Origin of the sequence: Citrobacter sp. S-77 (assembly GCF_963864895.1) — a bacterium.
In the GTDB taxonomy this organism is placed as follows: Bacteria; Pseudomonadota; Gammaproteobacteria; order Enterobacterales; family Enterobacteriaceae; genus Citrobacter; species Citrobacter murliniae.
Window position 1 is genome coordinate 1,768,187 of sequence record NZ_CAWLWU010000002.1, and the last position, 17,340, is coordinate 1,785,526.

General features: G+C 50.8%; 10 protein-coding genes. 6 read left to right on the plus strand and 4 right to left on the minus strand.

Annotated elements, in window-relative coordinates:
• Nucleotides 1–2: 2 nt before the first annotated feature.
• The 5 genes from yceG (at nucleotide 3) to ptsG (ending at nucleotide 5,192) form a co-directional block, all read left to right on the plus strand.
• Nucleotides 3–1,025: a cell division protein YceG gene (gene yceG / locus AACS05_RS09050; RefSeq protein ID WP_045441723.1), complete on the plus strand. Its 1,023-nt coding sequence runs from the start codon at nucleotides 3–5 to the stop codon at nucleotides 1,023–1,025.
• Nucleotides 1,015–1,656 (plus strand): dTMP kinase, encoded by a 642-nt coding sequence (tmk, locus tag AACS05_RS09055; protein ID WP_045441726.1) that lies wholly within the window; start codon nucleotides 1,015–1,017, stop codon nucleotides 1,654–1,656. Before yceG ends, tmk begins: the two co-directional genes overlap by 11 nt.
• The gene (gene holB, locus AACS05_RS09060; RefSeq protein WP_045441728.1) at nucleotides 1,653–2,657 is read left to right on the plus strand and encodes a DNA polymerase III subunit delta'; all 1,005 of its coding nucleotides are present in this window, start codon (nucleotides 1,653–1,655) and stop codon (nucleotides 2,655–2,657) included. Before tmk ends, holB begins: the two co-directional genes overlap by 4 nt.
• Nucleotides 2,658–2,667: 10 nt before the next feature.
• The gene (locus AACS05_RS09065; RefSeq protein ID WP_045441730.1) at nucleotides 2,668–3,465 is read left to right on the plus strand and encodes a metal-dependent hydrolase; all 798 of its coding nucleotides are present in this window, start codon (nucleotides 2,668–2,670) and stop codon (nucleotides 3,463–3,465) included.
• Between the two features lie 293 nt (nucleotides 3,466–3,758).
• Entirely contained in the window at nucleotides 3,759–5,192 is a 1,434-nt protein-coding gene (ptsG, locus tag AACS05_RS09070; protein ID WP_045441733.1) for a PTS glucose transporter subunit IIBC, read from the plus strand.
• Between the two features lie 52 nt (nucleotides 5,193–5,244).
• Here the strand turns inward: ptsG and AACS05_RS09075 are convergent, their stop codons facing one another.
• From AACS05_RS09075 to AACS05_RS09090, 4 genes are all read right to left on the minus strand, one after another.
• Nucleotides 5,245–7,023, minus strand: coding sequence for an aminopeptidase P family protein (locus tag AACS05_RS09075; RefSeq protein ID WP_045441735.1), 1,779 nt, complete (start codon nucleotides 7,021–7,023; stop codon nucleotides 5,245–5,247).
• A gap of 15 nt (nucleotides 7,024–7,038) precedes the next feature.
• The gene (locus tag AACS05_RS09080) at nucleotides 7,039–8,493 is read right to left on the minus strand and encodes an AMP nucleosidase (RefSeq protein WP_045441737.1); all 1,455 of its coding nucleotides are present in this window, start codon (nucleotides 8,491–8,493) and stop codon (nucleotides 7,039–7,041) included.
• Between the two features lie 118 nt (nucleotides 8,494–8,611).
• On the minus strand, nucleotides 8,612–9,928 hold the full coding sequence (gene shiA, locus AACS05_RS09085; RefSeq protein WP_045441739.1) for a shikimate transporter: 1,317 nt from the start codon (nucleotides 9,926–9,928) through the stop codon (nucleotides 8,612–8,614).
• Between the two features lie 119 nt (nucleotides 9,929–10,047).
• A complete protein-coding gene (locus AACS05_RS09090) occupies nucleotides 10,048–10,230 on the minus strand; it encodes a hypothetical protein (protein ID WP_071828917.1) in 183 nt (60 codons plus the stop codon).
• Nucleotides 10,231–10,657: 427 nt separating this feature from the next.
• Between AACS05_RS09090 and AACS05_RS09095 the strand changes: the two genes are divergently transcribed.
• Nucleotides 10,658–17,071 (plus strand): hypothetical protein, encoded by a 6,414-nt coding sequence (locus AACS05_RS09095; protein WP_045441742.1) that lies wholly within the window; start codon nucleotides 10,658–10,660, stop codon nucleotides 17,069–17,071.
• The last annotated feature ends 269 nt before the right edge of the window (nucleotides 17,072–17,340 follow it).

The following is a 17,340-nucleotide window of genomic DNA, read 5'->3' on the forward strand; positions in this document are numbered from 1 at the left end:
TCATGAAAAAATTGTTACTCGTTGTCGTTTTATTGCTGGTTGTGCTGGGCATTGCCGCGGGAGTGGGAATGTGGAAAGTTCGCCATCTGGCGGATAGTAAATTATTGATCAAAGAAGAAACGATTTTTACGCTTAAAGCCGGCACTGGTCGACTGGCGTTAGGCGAACAGTTGTATGCAGACAAGGTTATCAATCGTCCGCGCGTGTTTCAGTGGTTGTTGCGTATTGAGCCGGATCTTTCGCATTTTAAAGCGGGAACCTATCGCTTTACACCTGACATGACCGTGCGGGATATGCTGAAACTGCTGGAAAGCGGTAAAGAAGCGCAGTTCCCGCTACGTCTGGTAGAGGGGATGCGCCTGAGCGATTACCTCAAACAACTGTGTGATGCGCCATTTATTAAACATACGCTCAGCGATGATAACTACGAGACCGTTGCTAAGGCGTTGAAACTGGAAAACCCTGAGTGGGTGGAAGGTTGGTTCTGGCCTGATACCTGGATGTATACCGCCAATACCACAGATGTCGCGCTGTTGAAACGCGCGTATCAAAAAATGGTTAAGGCTGTGGATACCGTCTGGGAAGGTCGTGCTGAAGGTCTGCCTTACAAAGATAAAAATCAACTGGTGACGATGGCCTCTATCATTGAAAAAGAAACGGCGGTTGCCAGTGAGCGCGACCAGGTAGCCTCGGTATTTATAAACCGGTTACGTATTGGCATGCGTCTGCAGACCGATCCAACCGTGATTTACGGGATGGGGACACGTTATAATGGCAAATTGTCGCGTGTGGATTTAGAAACCCCGACCGCCTATAACACCTATACCATTACGGGGCTGCCACCGGGTCCGATTGCCATGCCTGGAGAAGCCTCGTTGCAGGCTGCTGCACATCCGGCAAAAACGCCGTATCTCTATTTTGTGGCTGATGGAAAAGGTGGTCACACGTTTAACACTAATCTTGCCAGCCACAACCGGTCGGTACAGGATTATCTGAAAGTGCTTAAGGAAAAAAATGGGCAGTAATTACATCGTCATTGAGGGCCTGGAAGGCGCCGGAAAAACCACTGCGCGCGATGTGGTAGTGGAGACACTTGAGCAACTCGGTATTCGCGACATGGTTTTTACCCGCGAGCCTGGCGGCACCCAGCTCGCAGAGAAATTAAGAAGTCTGGTGCTGGACATCAAATCGGTCGGTGATGAGATTATTACCGATAAAGCGGAAGTCCTGATGTTTTACGCCGCACGCGTACAACTGGTGGAAACCGTTATTAAACCTGCGCTGGCAAAAGGCAGTTGGGTGATTGGCGATCGTCATGATCTGTCGACCCAGGCTTATCAGGGCGGCGGACGCGGAATTGACCAGACTATGCTGGCAACGTTGCGTGATGCGGTACTGGGGGATTTTCGCCCTGACCTGACAATTTATCTGGATGTGACACCCGAGGTAGGTTTAAAACGTGCCCGCGCTCGTGGCGAACTGGATCGCATTGAACAGGAATCGTTTGATTTCTTCAATCGCACGCGTGCCCGCTACCTTGAACTGGCCGCTAAAGATTCCAGTATTCGGACTATTGATGCGACGCAACCCCTTGAGGCTGTGATGAGTGATATCCGTAATACCATCACCCACTGGGTGCAGGAGCAGGGCGCATGAAATGGTATCCATGGTTACGACCGGATTTTGAAAAACTGGTAGCCAGTTATCAGGCGGGTCGTGGTCACCATGCGTTACTGATTCAGGCGTTACCAGGCATGGGGGATGACGCGCTGATTTACGCCCTCAGCCGCTATCTGATGTGCCAGCAACCTGAAGGTCATAAAAGCTGTGGACACTGTCGCGGATGCCAGTTGATGCAGGCGGGAACACATCCTGACTACTATTCGCTGCTCCCGGAAAAAGGCAAAAGTACACTGGGCGTTGATGCGGTTCGCGAAGTCAGTGAGAAACTGTATGAGCATTCTCGTTTGAGTGGTGCGAAGGTGGTGTGGATCCCTGATGCAGCCCAGTTGACCGATGCCGCTGCCAACGCTCTGTTGAAGACTCTGGAAGAGCCACCGGCACAGACCTGGTTTTTCCTCGCCAGTACGGAACCTGCACGTTTATTGGCTACATTACGTAGCCGTTGTCGCTTGCATCACCTTGCTCCCCCGGCAGAATCGTACGCAATTTCCTGGCTTGCCCGTGAGGTGACGGCCTCACAGGATGCACTTCTTAGCGCATTACGCTTGAGCGCAGGCTCGCCTGGTGCGGCATTAGCGCTGTTACAGGCAGAAAGCTGGACGCACCGTACTGATTTCTGTGCGGCACTGGCCAATACATTGCACTCTGGCGACTGGTATATGCTGATGGCCGTGCTAAATCATGAGCAGGCTGCTGTCCGCTTACACTGGCTGGCGACGCTGCTTACGGATGCTCTTAAACGTCCATATGGTGTTTCCCATCTGACTAATCCCGATGCTCTGGCATTGATATCATCAATCGCTGAACGCTTCACTGCCGCACAGATACAGGCAATACTTGGTGATGTTTGTCATTGCCGTCAGCAGTTGCTAAATGTGACGGGCGTAAACCGTGAGCTGGTATTAACCGATCTTATCCTCCGCATAGAGCATTATCTGCAACCAGGCACTGTGCTGCCTGTTCCCCATATTTGAGAGAGACATTATGTTTTTAGTCGACTCACACTGCCATCTTGATGGCCTGGATTATCAATCTTTGCATAAGAACGTGGATGACGTGCTGGAGAAAGCGGCCGCGCGTGATGTGAAGTTCTGTCTTGCCGTTGCGACCACGTTACCAGGATACCGCAGCATGCGTGAACTGGTTGGTGTGCGTGACAATGTGGTTTTTTCCTGTGGCGTGCATCCGTTAAATCAGGATGAGCCATATGATGTTGAAGAGCTGCGTCGTTTTGCCGCCGAGGAGGGCGTGGTGGCGATGGGCGAAACCGGGCTGGACTATTTTTATACGCCAGAAACGAAGGTTCGCCAGCAGGAATCATTCATTCACCACATCCAGATTGGTCGCGAGTTACAGAAACCGGTGATTGTTCATACCCGCGATGCGCGAGCGGATACGCTGTCGATTCTGCGCGAAGAAAAAGTGACGGATTGTGGCGGCGTACTACACTGTTTTACAGAGGACAGGGAAACTGCGGGCAAATTGCTGGATCTCGGATTCTATATTTCCTTCTCTGGCATCGTCACGTTCCGTAACGCCGAACAACTACGCGATGCTGCACGCTATGTACCTCTGGACCGTTTGTTAGTTGAGACCGATTCTCCCTACCTTGCGCCTGTGCCGCATCGTGGAAAAGAGAACCAACCGGCAATGGTTCGTGATGTTGCAGAGTACATGGCTGTCTTGAAAGGTGTTGCCGTTGAAGAACTGGCGCAGATCACCACCGATAACTTTGCCCGCCTGTTTCACATCGACGCATCTCGCCTGCAATCTGCCTGTTAACTGAGTTTTTTTAAAGCTCGTAATTAATAAGTAAAGCGAGTAAAGTTCACCGCCCCAGAATGGGCGGTGAGTAACCAGTTGGAAACATTCAGATACTCATTTTATCGGAATGTGCGAATTTTGCGGCCACCCACAACTGAATTGTGATAGCCGTCAAACAAAAACGAACTGAATTATTTTACTCTGTGTAATAAATAAAGGGTACTTAGATGCCCTGTCCACGGCGAGGTTCTCCCCCCTCGCCAATGCGTGAGAACGTAGAAAAGCACAAATACTCAGGAGCACTCCTAATTATGTTTAAGAATGCATTTGCTAACCTGCAAAAGGTCGGTAAATCGCTGATGCTGCCGGTATCCGTACTCCCTATTGCAGGTATCCTGCTGGGTGTCGGTTCCGCTAACTTCAGCTGGCTGCCAGCCGTTGTATCGCATGTAATGGCAGAAGCAGGCGGATCTGTTTTTGCAAACATGCCGCTGATTTTCGCCATCGGTGTTGCGTTAGGCTTCACCAACAATGACGGTGTATCCGCCCTGGCTTCAGTCGTCGCCTATGGCATCATGGTTAAGACCATGGCTGTGGTTGCGCCGCTGGTTCTGCATTTACCTGCAGAAGAAATCGCCGCTAAACACCTGGCTGATACCGGTGTTCTCGGGGGGATTATCTCCGGTGCGATCGCAGCGTATATGTTCAACCGCTTCTACCGTATCAAACTGCCTGAGTATCTGGGCTTCTTTGCCGGTAAGCGCTTTGTTCCTATCATTTCTGGTCTGGCTGCCATCTTCACGGGTGTGGTTCTGTCCTTCATTTGGCCGCCAATCGGTACTGCTATTCAGACGTTCTCCCAGTGGGCTGCGTATCAGAACCCGGTAGTGGCATTCGGTATCTACGGCTTCGTTGAACGCTGCCTGGTACCGTTTGGTCTGCACCATATCTGGAACGTTCCTTTCCAGATGCAGATCGGTGAGTACACCAATGCTGCGGGCCAGGTGTTCCACGGTGATATTCCTCGTTATATGGCAGGTGACCCGACTGCGGGCAAACTGTCCGGTGGCTTCCTGTTTAAAATGTACGGTCTGCCGGCTGCTGCTATTGCAATCTGGCACTCTGCAAAACCGGAAAACCGCGCGAAAGTGGGCGGTATCATGATCTCCGCGGCGCTGACCTCGTTCCTGACCGGTATTACCGAGCCGATCGAGTTCTCCTTCATGTTCGTGGCGCCGATCCTGTACATCATCCACGCGATTCTGGCAGGTCTGGCATTCCCAATCTGTATCCTGCTGGGTATGCGTGACGGTACATCGTTCTCCCACGGTCTGATCGACTTTATCGTACTGTCCGGTAACAGCAGCAAACTGTGGCTGTTCCCGATTGTCGGCCTCGGCTATGCAATCGTCTACTACACCATTTTCCGTGTACTGATCAAAGCGCTGGACCTGAAAACTCCGGGTCGTGAAGACGCCACCGAAGACAGCAAAGCTGGCGCGACAGGTGAAATGGCTCCGGCTCTGGTTGCTGCGTTTGGTGGTAAAGAAAACATCACTAACCTGGATGCGTGCATCACTCGTCTGCGTGTCAGCGTTGCTGACGTTGCCAAAGTTGATCAGGCTGGCCTGAAGAAACTGGGTGCTGCGGGCGTCGTGGTTGCTGGTTCCGGTGTTCAGGCTATCTTCGGGACTAAGTCCGATAACCTGAAAACTGAAATGGATGAATACATCCGTAACAGCTAAGCAGTAAGACGTTGGGGAGAACTAAGGCAGCCTGAGGGCTGCCTTTTTTACGTTAATTGGCCTGAACACGAATCGGTGCTGTGGCTGCAAATAGCCATGGACGTGCGTCACTGTCCACGCGTGGCGACAGTGTTTCTCTTACCTGCTGGTGGTAGTCATCAATCCACTGCTTTTCTGTTTCGCTCAACAGATGTAACTCAACCAGGTTCAAATCGATAGGGACCTGCGTCAGTGAGGCGAACCGGCAAAAGCCTGGACGACTCTCGATAATCTCTACCTGATTCTCGATGCGGATCCCATATTGACCTGCCAGATAATATCCCGGCTCGATAGTAATAATATTGCCTGCGACCAGAGGCCAAGGATTTACTTTTTTGGCAATACGGTGGGGCTGCTCATGAATCAGTAGCTGGTGGCCCACGCCATGTCCGGTGCCATGATCGTAATCCAGCCCCAGCTCCCAAAGAGCCCGACGACTAAACGCATCCAGTTGATGACCCTGAGTGCCGCTGGGGAATTGTAGCGTGATCAGCGATATAAAGCCTTTCAGTACTGCCGTATAGTGCAGTCGGCGCTGCGGATCCTGTGGGCCAAAGGCGAGGGTACGCGTCGTATCTGTGGTACCGTTTTGATACTGACCACCGGAGTCATTCAGATACATGGCCTGTGAGGTAATCGGCGTATCTGTCTTTTCACTGGAATGATAATGACACATCGCCGCATTACTGGCTGAAGCTGAAATAGTGCCAAAACTTTGCTCAATAAACCCGGGTTGTTGCTGGCGAAACGCCAACTGTTTGGCTTGTGCTTCCAGCTCGGTTACCGGATTACCGGCCGCCTCACGTAGTGGTACCTCATGCGCCAGCCAGGCGAGGAAGTTAACCCATGCAGCACCATCCTGTTCATGGCATTCACGATAGCCTGCCAGTTCAGTGTCATTCTTATGAGCTTTAATCAATGTGATTGGATCCGGGGCCCAAAGAACTTCACCTCCGTTCTGTTCAATCGCAAAACGCAAAGCAACCGGGGCATAGTCCTTATCAACCAGAAAACGTTTTCCCTGTGCCAGTTGCTGGCAGCGAGAGAGAAAACCCTCTTGTGGTGCAAGGGTCAACGTGCTCAGCAGGGCTTCGGGTAACTGCTTTGTTTTGTTGGTATCAACAAACCACTCCAGTTCGCCGGTGCGGTGCAGCAGGGCAAATGAAAAAGGGACGGGGACCATATCAAGATCTGAACCACGCACATTGAGCAGCCAGGCAATATTATCAGGAAGGGTAATAGCCAGAGTATCAGCCTGATGCCGGGCAAGTTGGTCTACGATCCGTGCACGTTTTTGTGTACTGCTTTCACCGCTGATTTCAACAGGCATTTCCCGGATGATGCCGCACGGTGCCGCAGGACGATCGAGCCATACCTGGTCGAAAGGATCGGTTTCCAGAGCCACCAGTTCGCAATGGGTGGCCGACAGGGATTCAAACTGGCTGTTAACCATCAACAGGGGTTCAAAGCCAATACGAGTGCCTGGTGCGACGTGTTCCTGTAAATAGTCCGCCAGCGGCTCATCGTGCAGATGATGAATTTCAAAATCATCAAGGGAGACTTCGTTACGTACCTGAACCTGATAGCGTCCATCGACAAACATTAAGGCGCGATCGCGAAGGACTAACGCCAGGCCTGCTGAGCCGCTAAAGCCTGTGAGCCAGGCCAGTTTATTGTCGTGTGGCGTGCAATCCTCGCTCTGGTGTGCATCAGCGCGTGGAACAATCATACCGTCAAGCCCCAGGGCCAACAGTAGATTGCGCAGAGCGGAAAGGGGAGTTGAGTTGTGCATAGTTACCTTCAGGCCTTAACGGAACGGCGGTTCGTTGAACGTACGTAATTTGCGGGAGTGCAGTCGGTCACCTTCAGCACGAAGGCGGTCGATAGCCCGGATGCCAATCTGCAGGTGCTCAGAAATCGCACCTTCATAAAATCGGTTAGCCTGACCAGGAAGCTTAATTTCACCGTGCAGCGGTTTGTCGGAAACACAAAGCAGAGTGCCGTAAGGGACGCGGAATCTGTAGCCCTGAGCAGCGATAGTGGCGCTTTCCATATCGATAGCTACGGCGCGGCTGAGGTTAAAGCGCAGCGCAGAAGCGGAGTAGCGTAATTCCCAGTTGCGATCGTCGGTCGTAACGACAGTGCCGGTACGCAACCGTTGCTTCACCTCTTCACCGGGCATACCGCTGACCTCTTTGGTGGCGTCATACAGTGCGCGCTGAACTTCCGCTATGCTCGGAATAGGAATGTCAGGAGGCAGTACGGCATCAAGCACATGGTCGTCACGCAGATAGGCGTGGGCAAGAACATAATCACCAATTGCCTGGCTTTCGCGCAGACCACCACAGTGCCCAATCATCAACCAGACATCAGGGCGAAGGACCGCCAGATGATCACAAATGGTTTTAGCGTTAGACGGGCCTACGCCAATATTTACCAGCGTGATCCCCTGGCCGTCGGCGGTGATTAAATGCCAGGCAGGCATCTGGTGTTTTTTCCAGGCAAGGTCGGAGATAGCCTCTTCCGGGGCTTCTGTTTCAGCGGTGATCCAAATCCCTCCCGCACAGGAGAGCGCGATATATGGACTGTCAGGATCGAGGATCTGGCTGCATCCCCAGCGTACGAATTCATCAACATAACGGGTGTAATTGGTGAACAGTACAAAGGGTTGGAAATGTTCAACCGGCGTGCCCGTGTAGTGACGCAGTCGTGCCAGTGAAAAATCTACCCGTCGGGCGTCGAAATGTGACAGTGGGGAGAATTCCGCCGGATGATAAGTCCCGTCTGCGGTTTCATCGCCAATCTGTGACAGCTCGGTGGTAGGGAAATGACGCGTTAATCCGGCACTCATCGATCGATCAAGTGTCAGTTCAGAACCGTCAATCACATAGGGATAGGGGATTTCGTGCTGCGATGGCTCGACGGAGATGTGAGCATCATAATCTTGATACAGCAGCGTCAGCTGTTCTTCAAGATAAGGGCGAAAGAGCGACGGGCGGGTAATGGTCGTGGTATAGCAACCAGCATGGGTAAAACGTCCGTAAGCGCGAGTTTTTGGTGGATTGGTGGCGCTGCCATCCCAGGTTACAGAAAGTGAAGGGTAAACAAAAAGACCTTTATCTCGGGCGATTACATCAGGAAGTGTCCCGGTGTCAATGTACTTGCCAATGGCGCTACGCAGAGCCTTAACTGATTGCTCATACAATGCGTCCAGTTTATCCAGCGCCTGAGCCGGGGTCAGGCTGGAGCCCTTATTGTTCATGTCTGTCTCCTTGTTCCACAGATGTGCTGCTCTCCCGATAGTATGTCACAGGAATGTGAAACAAAAGTCAGACGTTGAGGAAGAAAATGCGAAGACCAGATGGTCTTCGCGAAAAGACTTAACCGTGCTGCTTATCTCTCATCATTATTGCTGTGGCAGCAGAAATCAGACAACCCGCCATCAGGTAAATGGCTACACTGTGCCAGTCTCCGCCGGAGAACGTGACCAGTGCTGCAGCAATAAACGGGGTAAAGCCGCCGCCAACCACGCTGGCGACCTGATAGCCAACTCCTGCGCCACTGTAACGGTAGCTTGCGCCAAACAAGCCGGTAAACATGGGTTGCTGGACACAGACCACCATGTCGTGGGCGATGTTTGCCAGCATAATCGCGAAAAATACGATCCAGAAGATTGACTGTGCTTCCAGGGCCATAAAGAACGGGAATGCGCTGAGTGTGCCGACCAGCGCCCCGGTAATGTAGACCCGGCGACGACCAAAGCGGTCGGCAAGCCAGGCAAAGCAGGGGATAGTCAGACAACTTAGCCCACCTACCAGCAGCCCGATATTGAGAAACAATTCGCGTGGTAGTCCCAGATTTTGGGTGGAGTAGTTGAGTGCAAAAGCGGTGACTATATACATCGTCAGCAGTTCACAAAGGCGCAGGGCAATAATTTTTAAAAATGCCCCCGGGTGGCGGGTTAGCGCTTCGATGACCGGCAGTCGTTTTTTCGCCTGCGGTGGTTCTTGTTTTTGCAGCTCGAACTCTGCGGACTCTTCCATTCTGTTACGCATCCACAATGCGCCCAGAACTAATACGATGCTGAACAGGAACGGAATACGCCAGCCCCAGCTCAGGAACTGTTCATCAGTCGTTTGCGAGCTAATCAGCGAGACTAACCCTGTAGAGAGCAGCAAGCCGACACCGTAACCCACCTGAACGCCGCTGCTGTAGAACGCTTTTTTATTTTTTGGGGCACTTTCGACGGAAAGTAATGCCGCGCCGCCCCATTCACCGCCGACGGCGAATCCCTGAACGGCGCGCAGTGTCACCAGTAAGATGGGGGCCCACCAGCCGATGGTGTCAAAAGAGGGGATAATGCCAATCAACGCAGTGGCAATCCCCATCATCCAGACAGTGAGCATCAGCATGCGCTTACGGCCAAGGCGATCGCCGAAGTGCCCGAATATTATTCCACCCAATGGGCGGAACAGAAATCCGACACCAAAGGTGGCGAACGCGGCGAGCGTACCCATCGCGGGACTTATCTGTGGGAAAAACTCGCGATTGAAGACCAGTGCGGCAGTGATGCCATAAAGCAGAAAATCATACCAGTCGACCACGGCACCAGCGAAGCTACCGAGTGCTGCGCGTCGGGCGCGGTTAAGCGAAGATGTGTCCTCCTGGGGACCCGTGGAGATGAGGGTGGAATCCATAGTTATCCTGTCTGTACTGATTTCTAATTATTAGTATTGGAATAAGGTTACGCACATTGCAGTCGATATATTAACGACTGTTATGAGACTACCGCGACAGACGGGAAGAGAAAACGATTTTATCCCTTATAACGGGGCAAGATGAAAAATAAGACGAAAGGAAAAACAGAAAAACAAAAAGCCCGCTTAAGTTTCCTTAAGCGGGCTTTTCTAAATATGGCTCCTCTGACTGGGATCGCCCTTGCCAGTAACTGGCTAATAAATAAGCTAAACCTGAATTCCCTTTCTGTCAAGACCACCATAATGACCACCCAATAGGCCGGGTTACATAAATTGATTTGAGCGGTCTACGTTCATTTGGTAATCGTTACTATGGTTTTATCTACGAGGGTAGTGTTGTTTCTGTCCTCGTAGTGGAATTGTACCCGTGAAAATGCCCTGGGAGCCTGTTCTGTGCATATGTTGTGTGAAAAGGTGTTTGGTCAAAGAGAGACGGCCGAAAATAGAGCTTAAAACCGTGCTCGTGTGTAAAATTGGCCCTAACTATCCAATTGAGCAATTTCATATTTTGCGTAGACGCGCGCCCTAAGTTTATGGCAAGGGTTTTCACACAGTCTGCGCCAATAGCGGATATTAAAGGTATTCAAGTAGTTACAATAGTATGTTCTGGCTTAGGTCTCTAAACGTGGATATGGTGAAATAAAATAATTTTTAAGGGTCAAGATTTCTATGAATATAGCAGTAAGGAGCGTAGACAAAGTCAGAGTATCACGTGCGGGACACACTTTTCATGAACGGTGGGCAGCGCGGCGAGCTCTTCAGCTTGTGTTCCCGAAGGATGATCTTTTCGCGATAGTGATCGAAGGCCTATCCCCTAACGAAGATCTAAAGCTTGGAAAAGAGGCAGAGGATATAGCTGACCTTGTTCTTTATTATGGCAATGGAGATACTTTCGAGACCTGCATAGCCCAGCAGATTTTGCAGTTCAAATACAAGGAAGCTTCCGAGCCCGTCACATCATCCTATCTGAAAAAAACGATCAAGAAATTCGCTGCAACACTGCGAAACTTTAAGGCCAGCATTTCGGATGAAGATATAGCGAAGAAATTGTCATTCGGGTTCGTGACGAATGCGGAATTTTCTTGTGAGCTTTGGGATGCTATCGCGTGCTTGAAATCGGGTCGTGCACCGGGGTCCAGTAGCGCCAAGAAGCAACTTGAGTACCTCAAAACCTGGTGCAAGGAAGAGAAGGTCGAAGCGAAGGATATTTTCCTGCTCATCGAGTTTCGTGCTGCAACAAATGATTTACCTGCGCAGAACCGATTCTTGCGACGAACAATCAGTGATTGGTCGGCTGACTCAAGCGGACTGGCTGCAAGGAGGCTGTTTGCACTCGTAGAGCTTGTCCGAGAGAAGTCGCAAATCGAGGGGCAGGGCAAGAATTCTATCAGGCGTGAAGATATCCTCGATGCTCTTGAATGTGATGAGGATCAGTTATTTCCAGCGGATACGCGGTTTGTTGATGTTGGTGATGTCGTTGAGCGCAGCGCCTCGCAAGATGTCAAAGACGAGATCGAAGCCAGCAATCTTCCCGTATTCCTCCATGCTGACGGCGGTGTTGGAAAAACCGTCTTCATCCAGAGCCTGACCACATATCTGACAGATACTTTCGAAATCGTGGTGTTCGACTGTTTCGGTGGCGGGTCGTATCGCTCTGAAGCCCAGGCACGTCACCTTCCTCGGGTTGGCCTTCTGCAAATCGTCAATGAACTGGCGACCCGTGGACTCTGCGATCCACTTTTTCCAACCGACAGCGATCAATATGGGTTGATCGAAATTGCCCGCAAGCGTTTCAAGCAGGCGAGCGAGACTGTCAAAAGTCAGTCTTCACTGCAAGGTATACTGGTTGTTTTGGACGCAGCAGACAATGCGCAGTTGGAAGCTGAGGCGCGAAATGAAATCGCCTTCCCTAGACTTCTCCTTGCATCGCTGAGCGCAGAACCTATCGAAGGTGTGAAGCTTCTGCTTACTGCGCGTCCTCACAGGATGGAAAGTGTAATCGGAAAGAGCCAGACGAAGCGTCTCGCGCTCGAACCATTCACGAAGGAGGAAACTTGGAGCTTTCTTGAAACAAGGCGTAAAAATATCACCGATGTGGAATTTTCCGCAGTTTTTGCGCGATCGCAAGGAAATGCCCGCGTCCTTGAGTACCTCGTCGAAAGTTGGGACTCGCATGTGTCCGGCAATGCGCCGCAGAGCGAAATATCCGTCGAAGAATTGATCGCACAAAAATGCGTGAAGATATTCCGGGATCTACATATGGCAGGCTGGCTTGAGAGCGAGATTCGCGAATTCTTCGCCGCTTTATCGCTTCTTCCACCACCCATTCCGTTAACTGAACTTGCTGAGGCTCTGGGCTGGTCAGAAACGCAAGTCAAAAGCGCGGCATCCGATCTTGCGCCGATGCTTGAGCTGGTCAAACATGGTGTGATTTTTCGCGACGAACCCACTGAAACCTATATCAAGGATCACTATGCAAGAGAGGCAGCAGCCCAGCAGTCCATTGCACATAGGCTTCTAACGCGCCAGAAAGATTCAATGTACGCTGCAGAAGCGCTTCCGCATTTCCTTGTGGTAATTGGCGACAGCGACAGAGCTTATCAGCTTGCTGGCTCCGATGAGTTTCCTTCTATGATCGAGACTGAATATGGACGGCGAAAATTGAAACTTGCGCGCCTTTATGCGGCATTCTCGCTTGCCATACGAGGCGACAACCTAGACAGAGTTCTGAGCTTGACCATGCAACTCTCACAGGTAGCTTCGGCAAATGCGAGGGGTGATCAGTTTATCCGGCGTTCTCCGGCACTGGCGACGATCCTTGGAGATTCTGATGCCTCTCGCCGCCTGTTCAATGATCGATCTGGCTGGCGCGGTGGGCGTGATGCACGTCTGATCGTCGCTTACAGTTTTACCGATGAACTGGACGAAGCGCGCATTCATCAAAACAGGGCCATTGGGTGGATAAATTGGCATCTTAATAAAGATGATGAGACCAAACGGTTTGACCGCTCGGGGCCGGAGGCATCTGACGTCGCGGCGATTATGTTCTTGAGTGTACTGAAGAACGAGTACTCGTCGTTTAACCGGAATATCCAGATATGGAGTTTCAAGTTTGCACTTTCCGTAATTGAAGAACTGATCACTCTTTGCGCACAACACGAAGTCTCGAATGGAAGTGATGCTTTGCAGGCCCTCGCCAAATTCGCAGCATCGAAAAGGTGCCTGTCTCTTACCTTGCAAATCGGTCTCCTGTCTAAGGAGTATGGCCTTTCGAAAAGCCAACTCAAGGCTGTTTCGCTAGCGACGAGTTTGCTTTCACAGAGTTACAAGAACAAAGTTCCGCAAGATAACTCCGACTATAAAATGGAGCTGCAGGGGGCTATTGCTGGTGCGGCGATGGACTCCTTAATCGTGAATTCAAGGCAGGCCGCGAAGCGGTTGCTCAAGTTATGTCGATACCGTAGGCCATCATGCTACGACTATGGCGAACGTCATGGCATTAACGGTGTTTGGATGTCTGTTCAATCGGCTTGCATCACGTCCTGGTCGTCAGGCAAAGAGCTGTCTTTTCATCATCTTTTGCCGGAGGAAGTGAAAACAGGGCGAAAGGCAAAATCTATAGCCACCGAAGCTGACTTCAGCGCGTTCCTTGATAACCTCATCATCACAAGAGACCACAACAGGGGGCGAAAGGGTCGGAAGCCAGAGAAACGCAAGCAGTTTTCCGGGCATGAACGAGAAGATATTGTGAAGGGCGTGGCCTGCGTCCTGCAGCTAGTCAAACCTATTGAGTCAGCCCTTCTGTCGAAGGTTACGCTTTCAAATGACGTTCTGGCCGAGTTCTTGACTGTCTGGAAATCTTCGTTGAGACCCGATGTCCACTGGAGAGCTGAAACCGGAAGAGACAATGTTGCGCGACACGTCGGCATTGGACTTGCCAGACTGCTGCTTCGCCATTGCGAAACGGTCGAAAAGAAAGAGGCTGAAGAGCTCATTGAAATCATTGGCTTGAACCGGTTTTCGCTGGGTGACAAGCTAAGCGTACTCGCTCTTATCGCTAGGTGCCCCAATCTGTCCGATGTCGCAGGAGCGTACTCCGCGATGATTTCCAGCGACATAGTAAAGGATGACTACATCGAACAACGCGGCGAGTCCTACCAGGATTTGGCTGCATCGTTGCTACCGATGAGCATTGGCGAAGCACAGGAGTACTACGCACAAGGTTTGGTTGAACTTGATCAGATGGGTGGTAATGACTTCGACTTGATTTACTCCGCCTTGCACTACGCCGCAGAACAGCCTGGAGGGTTTGTGAAGCCGGAGGTCTCGCACCGGCTCATGAACCTTTGTCAGACGATCTTCCAGCATGAGCCATCAAAGTTCGGATGGACACTGTTCGGACGTGCCGCCGCTTCATCCATCGGCTTTCCGGCGATATATAAGCTGATACGCTGGGATGATCAGGATGTTGTGGATTATTCCTACGGACTTCCACAGCTTGCCTGCTACCTCGCGAAAGCGGGACATCTTGATGCGCGCCGTGCGGCGGTGCTTCTCACAATATGTGAAGATCATGGCTGGCATGAGTGGCAGGTCGGTAAGGGTTTGCACGATCTGCTTTCGGTTGCCAATCCCAAGGAAAAGGCTGCAATCTTCTCTCTTGTGGCAACGAAGCTCGATCAAGAGCACAGTTTTGGTGGGTGGGAAGGGCTCTGGGAGAGCCTGCTGGGCTGTGTGGATGCCATTGAAGAGATCAATGACGTGAGTTTACGTGATCATCTCCAAGGTCAGCGGGAAGCTGCGCGGCGTAGGCGCGTTATCGAAAATACCAAAAGAAATTATGGTGGGGCGAGCGCTGAATACGGAGTACAGGAGCGTAGCAAGAAGCAGGATGAACAGGCTCGAAACAAAGCCGTCGCGACGATTGTTGCCAAATGTGACTTTACATCTGCATCATCGGTGGATGAGGCAATTCAAAAAATTAAGTCCAGTGATGGGCTGCTATTCGTTAGCAGAGGTCGCCTGCTAGAGGAACTCCGGACTGCTTGCCCGTATGCCAAAAGGGTCAAGTTTCTTGAGGCACTTTGTGAGTCTACCGAGCTTGAATTTGATCGCGCACTCGACCTTATAATCGAATGCGTGGAGGTTTGGGGCAATAGTTCGGTGCATGCAAGGAAGAGCGCACCTGATCTGATCAAGAAGCTTTTTGCATTCAAGGGATCCGAGCTTTTCGAGCTCCAATATTCGGGCATCTCCAGACACATCCTTCGTCTATCCAAACTTTGCGGCGATCCAAAATTCGTGTTGCAAACCGTTTTAGAAACGGTAGCGAAGGAGCGCCTTGAGCTCGGAGGAGACGAATGGCTTCAACTGGCGACCAGTCTATCTCGCCACACTGACCCTTCGACGGCTTTAGATGCTTTTGAGGACTTGCTTTCCAGTTCAGTTGCAAAGGTTGGTGATGAAATTGGCGAAGGTGAGTATCGCGCTGCGTTCGCAGGCAAGAGTGACGAAAGTGACGTCCTCGCTGATATCATCTGGCATCTGCTTGGTGATAGTGATGCCTTTGTCAGATGGTGTGTCGCACGAAGTCTGAAGGGCATGCTTGATGTCGGATTGACAGAAGATATAGGTTGCTTGCTTGATCGTTTTGATTCGGTTGACAACTCATCTTTGGCCTCAGATGTGCATCATTTTGCTTTTCTGAATGCACAGCAATGGCTGTTGATGGGATTGGCGCGCGCGGCTCTGCACAATGGAGAAAAGCTCAAACCTCTGAGTTCAAAAATTGCAGCGCTAGCAAAGCGAACCGATTTGCACGTGCTCAACAAACTTCATCTTGCCCGATGCCTCAGACATATCGAGGGCGATAAATTCATGAGTTCCGAACTGGAGAAACTGTGGGTAGATGTTCAAACGCCTCTAAAATGTATCGTTGAACGCGATGGCTGGCCGATCAATAAAGACCGACGAACTGATTTTGATTTTGGATATGAATTTGATAAAACCGATATTCCAAGCTTGGCAAGACTTTTTGATATATCGAAAAATGAAGCCAGTGATTACATAACCGATGAAGTGATCAAACGTTGGCCAAGTGCAAAAAGCATTTCCGATTTTCCCGAAACGGTTCGCTACTGTCCCGACGAACAGTTCGAGACCTATGCTGAACACATTCAACGGCATGCTCGCCTTTTTGCAGCAACCACACTCGTGAAGACCTTGCCCGTGGCACGGCAATGCTATTATTTGGATGGCCTGAACCCTTGGCAAGAATTCCTACAAGACGAAGATGTTTCGTTTGATGATGGCTCATGGTTATCAGATCATAAAGACTGTGTTCCAGAAGAGGCTCGGGCATACCTACTCGGCGAGCGCAAAGAAAATCAAGAAACGCTTCTTGGCAAAGAGTCGCTGTTTGCTAAGGTCGGTTTTTCCCAAGACTCGGATGATAAGTTCCTACCGCTTTACGGTTACTGGACTTCACCGGATGGCGTACATGTCCGTATAGATTCCGCGCTGATTAAGGGACGTGGTGCGGTCGGGCAATGTACAAAGTTTTCAAGGTCCCCTGATTACGATCTTTGGTTGCCACATTTTGGTTCAGATGGACGTGTTGATCGCTACACTGCGAATAATCCGTTCAACCCATTGATTTGGGAACCGGAGAAATATCCCATTGGTATTGACGAGGGTGAAGAGTGGGCCGCTCGGGGAGCTAAAGCCCGTCCAAAACTAGGGCTGTCTCTCAACAAGTTGCTTAGACTGGCCTCCGATGATGATGAACGGCTGTGGCATGACGATATAAATAGACTGGTATTGAAGAGCGGAGTCTGGGGTGAGTGGAGGCAAGAACCAGGTGCTCGTAGTAAATATCGGGATGAGGGGGCAATCCTGTGGGCAGAACGTGACTGGCTCGACGAAGTGCTCAAATCCAGCAAACGAGGCCTCATCTTCACGCTCAGTTTCTCAAAATACAAATCAAGCGACTCATCTGGCATCCGAGAACGGTATGTAATCTTGAAGCGAGATGGTGTTCCCCCCCGCATTTGGTATGCCAAGAAGGCATCTAAAAGGGCGTAATAGTTGAATAATACACTCTTTGTCGTGAGGCGTGGCTGGTTGACTGAAACAAATCTGAACACCTTCTAACCCTGCAAACAGGAAATGCCGGGTTAGGAGAGTTTGCATACACCGCTTAGGTAAATGACGGTGTTAATGAGCTGCCTCGATAAAATCAAATGAGAATATGAAGAGCTTTCAAAATACCGCTTGATTCTGACGCGTCTGCTAAGTGGGATACTTAAACGTTATGTAGAAATCTTATCGGAACACATATTAAATATTTCCGA

What these genes read in the sequence shown, in the direction of transcription:
- yceG (WP_045441723.1), top strand. Translation starts at nt 3, where the DNA reads ATGAAAAAATTGTTACTCGTTGTCGTTTTATTGCTGGTTGTGCTGGGC.
- tmk (WP_045441726.1), top strand. Translation starts at nt 1,015, where the DNA reads ATGGGCAGTAATTACATCGTCATTGAGGGCCTGGAAGGCGCCGGAAAA.
- holB (WP_045441728.1), top strand. Translation starts at nt 1,653, where the DNA reads ATGAAATGGTATCCATGGTTACGACCGGATTTTGAAAAACTGGTAGCC.
- AACS05_RS09065 (WP_045441730.1), top strand. Translation starts at nt 2,668, where the DNA reads ATGTTTTTAGTCGACTCACACTGCCATCTTGATGGCCTGGATTATCAA.
- ptsG (WP_045441733.1), top strand. Translation starts at nt 3,759, where the DNA reads ATGTTTAAGAATGCATTTGCTAACCTGCAAAAGGTCGGTAAATCGCTG.
- AACS05_RS09075 (WP_045441735.1), bottom strand. Translation starts at nt 7,023, where the DNA reads ATGCACAACTCAACTCCCCTTTCCGCTCTGCGCAATCTACTGTTGGCC.
- AACS05_RS09080 (WP_045441737.1), bottom strand. Translation starts at nt 8,493, where the DNA reads ATGAACAATAAGGGCTCCAGCCTGACCCCGGCTCAGGCGCTGGATAAA.
- shiA (WP_045441739.1), bottom strand. Translation starts at nt 9,928, where the DNA reads ATGGATTCCACCCTCATCTCCACGGGTCCCCAGGAGGACACATCTTCG.
- AACS05_RS09090 (WP_071828917.1), bottom strand. Translation starts at nt 10,230, where the DNA reads ATGGTGGTCTTGACAGAAAGGGAATTCAGGTTTAGCTTATTTATTAGC.
- AACS05_RS09095 (WP_045441742.1), top strand. Translation starts at nt 10,658, where the DNA reads ATGAATATAGCAGTAAGGAGCGTAGACAAAGTCAGAGTATCACGTGCG.